Source organism: Ilyobacter sp. (genome assembly GCF_041583315.1).
Lineage (GTDB): Bacteria > Fusobacteriota > Fusobacteriia > Fusobacteriales > Fusobacteriaceae > Ilyobacter.
Window position 1 is genome coordinate 1 of record NZ_JBFHGC010000334.1, and the last position, 3,310, is coordinate 3,310.

Consider the following 3,310-nt stretch of genomic DNA (forward strand, 5'->3'; position numbering starts at 1 on the left):
CCTCCGATTCCAGGAGATTACCCTATCTTATCAGCTAAGAATACAATCCTTACTCCACATGTTGCTTTTGCATCAGACGAGTCTATGGAAACAAGAGCGGAGATCACATTTGACAACGTAGTCAAGTATGTAGAAGGAACTCCTGTAAACGTTGTAAAATTATAATTTCAACATAATAGAAGGAGGTATTAAATGCAAGATTCAGTAGCAGTAGAGATTGAAAAAAAAGAAGGATTTAAAGTATTTGGAATGCCTGTACCATTATTTTTGTTTCCTTTAGTAGTGGTATTATTTGCACATTTTACTGATTCCATACCGACAGGAATAGTTGGTGGGTTTTGCTTCATGTATGTATTTGGAATCGTATTTGGAGAGATTGGAGACAGACTTCCGTTTTTTAAGGAATATATTGGTGGAGCTCCGGTTCTTATATTCCTTGCGGCAGCATTCTTTGTTTATCAGGGGTGGTTTACAGAGAGAGAAATTGAAACTGTAACTAATATCATGAAGAAGACAAAATTTATCAACTTCTTTATAGTAGTTTTAATAACAGGTTCTATTCTTTCTGTAAACAGAAAATTGCTTATCAGGTCTTTTGTAGGATATATACCTGCAATCCTAGCAGGTGTAGTTGGAGCATCAATCATGGGTGTTTTAGGAGGATTTATATTTGGGATCAGTCCTAAAGAAATAATGATGCTTTATGTACTTCCTACAATGGGAGGAGGAAACGGAGCAGGGGCTATACCAATGTCTGAAATATATGAGGCAGCCACTGGAAATCCAAAGGAAGCTTATTATTCCTATGCAATCGCAGTACTGACAATAGCAAACATTTGGGCCATTGTGGTAGCTGCACTACTGAACAAATTAGGTTTAAAAAGGCCGGAATTGAGTGGAGAAGGTGAGCTGGTAAGAACTGGTAAAATAGAGATAGAGGAAGATGAAGTTGTAGAAATTACTCACAGAGATATGGCAGCAGGACTTATAATAGGTCTGGCATCATATACATTGGGCTATGTACTTTATAAAAAGGTCTATGGCGGGGTACACTACTATGCCTATATGGTAATAATCATAGCTGCGTTTAACGCTCTAAATCTTGTACCGACTGCTATGAAACAGGGAGCAAAAAAATTACAAGGCTTTATATCTAAGCAGTTTTTATGGGTATTAATGGTAGGAGTAGGAGTGGCTTATACAGACCTTGGGGAAATAATGGCAGCGATCACTCCAGGAAACGTTATAATCGCATTGATGATCGTAATAGGAGCTACTATTGGATCAGGACTTATGGGACATCTGGTAGGCTTCCATGCGATAGAGTCTGCTATAACAGCAGGGCTTTGCATGGCCAACAGAGGAGGTTCCGGAGATATAGAGGTACTGGGGGCTTCAAAGAGAATGGAGCTGATCTCTTATGCTCAGATTTCATCTAGATTAGGTGGAGGAATAATTCTCATAATAGCAAGTATAGTATTTAAAATGCTTGCATAAAGGCGAGTAAAATTTTCAGTAAGTATAGATTGATGGAATGGGTTATTGGAAAAAGCCAATAACCCACTTCTTATATATAGAAGTATAAATCTATAAAATAGCCACCTGAGGAGGAAGAAATTGGATATATTTTCTATAAAAACGTATAAAGATGTCCTGTGGGATTCTTATATAGAAATATTTTTAGTTAAATTCATTAAAATAAATATAGAAACTATTTAATTGGAGAGGTGACAAATTGGATAAATTATTGATGAAAAAATATGAAGATGCCATATGGATAGGAAAAAGTCTTTTTGAAAGAGGGAGGGCAACAGGGTCTTCTGCTAATATGAGTTTTATTCATGAAGAAAATATATATATAACAGGAACCGGTACTTGTTTTGGAAGACTGAAGGTGGAAGATTTCTCTATAATTGACCTCACCGGGAAACATATAGGCGGAGCTAATCCAAGCAAGGAACTGCCACTTCATCAACTGCTGTACAGAAAGGATCAAAATATAAAAGCTGTTTTACATACTCATAGTTTCTACTCTACTATTTGGTCTTGTCTGGATCATGAAAATAAAGAAGATGTAATCCCGGAATATACCCCTTATCTGAGAATGAAACTTGGAAAAGTGGGCTTAATCCCATATTTTAAACCCGGGACAGAGGATTTATTTGAGGCATTTAGAAAGAATATGGGAGAAAATAACGGGTACCTTCTAAAAAATCATGGAGTTATACTGGGGCAGAAAGATCTCATGAGTTCCTTTTATACACTGGAAGAATTGGAAGACAGTGCTCAGATAGCTTGGGGACTAAGAGGTCTATGCCAGCCGGTAATATCTGAGATGAAGTAGATATTTATAAATAAGGAGTTTTTTTTATGATGTTAGAATTTTGTACTATTTTTGGATTTCTTTATGCAGGAAATCTGGTGAGTAATCTTTTATCAGTACCTGTTCCAGGAACGGTAGTCGGAATGATTTTTTTGTTTTTTAGCCTTCATCTTAAATTGTTAAAGTTGGAATCAATAGAGAGAGCGGCAAATATTCTTCTTATGAATATGGCTATTTTATTTATACCTCCAGGGGTAAGTCTTATAAAATCTTTGAGACTTTTAGAGGGAAGCTGGATAAAAATAATATTTATAATGATAGTAACCACTATTATAACTATAGTGGTTACCGGGAAATTTATACAATATTTAATAGGGAGGCTGGAAAATGGAAAACCTGTTAAATAATCCACTTTTTGGAGTGATTTTAAGTTTGGGAGCTTTTGAAATTGGAAAATTTATATACAGTAAAACAAGGTTTGCAATATTTAATCCCCTGCTTATGGCAATAAGTCTAATTATATTGTTGCTTTTGAATTTTAATATTCCTTTCGAATCGTACAACGAAGGGGGCAAAATAATAGTATTTTTTTTAGGGCCTGCTACAGTGGTTTTGGCAGTTCCTCTTTATAAGCAATCGGAACTTTTTAAAAAGCATTTTTTCCCTATTTTTTTGGGGATAGTAGTGGGAGCTTTAACAGCTATGACATCTGTAGTGGTAATGGGAAAGATGGTAGGTCTCGATATAATGTTAATTCGCTCCTTTATACCTAAATCAATAACTACCCCCATAGGAATAGAGGTAAGTAAAGCATTGGGGGGAGAGCCTTCTATCACAATAATGGGGATATTAATAACAGGGATAACAGGCTATATTGTATCTCCTATGATCTGCAAATTATTCAAAATAAATAATTTTATTGCAAAGGGAGTTGGTATAGGGGTAGCAAGTCATGCCATAGGAACAACAAAAGCTCTTGAAATGGGA

The 3,310-nt window shown here is 35.7% G+C and carries 4 protein-coding genes; all 4 read left to right on the forward strand.

All coding sequences use genetic code 11. The features are described 5' to 3' along the window. The first annotated feature begins 192 nt into the window (after positions 1-192). Entirely contained in the window at positions 193-1,497 is a 1,305-nt protein-coding gene (locus ABZA26_RS10880) for a 2-hydroxycarboxylate transporter family protein (protein ID WP_372714552.1), read from the forward strand. A 238-nt stretch (positions 1,498-1,735) separates the two neighbouring features. Next, the gene (locus ABZA26_RS10885) at positions 1,736-2,344 is read left to right on the forward strand and encodes a class II aldolase/adducin family protein (protein ID WP_372714553.1); all 609 of its coding nucleotides are present in this window, start codon (positions 1,736-1,738) and stop codon (positions 2,342-2,344) included. Positions 2,345-2,370: 26 nt separating this feature from the next. Then, on the forward strand, positions 2,371-2,730 hold the full coding sequence (locus ABZA26_RS10890; RefSeq protein ID WP_372714554.1) for a CidA/LrgA family protein: 360 nt from the start codon (positions 2,371-2,373) through the stop codon (positions 2,728-2,730). Continuing rightward, positions 2,711-3,310: LrgB family protein (locus tag ABZA26_RS10895; RefSeq protein WP_372714555.1), on the forward strand; the 600-nt coding region annotated here is incomplete at its 3' end. The genes ABZA26_RS10890 and ABZA26_RS10895, both read left to right, overlap by 20 nt.

Coding starts and splice junctions, on each gene's coding strand:
- ABZA26_RS10890 (WP_372714554.1), top strand. CDS start 2,371: ATGATGTTAGAATTTTGTACTATTTTTGGATTTCTTTATGCAGGAAAT.
- ABZA26_RS10880 (WP_372714552.1), top strand. CDS start 193: ATGCAAGATTCAGTAGCAGTAGAGATTGAAAAAAAAGAAGGATTTAAA.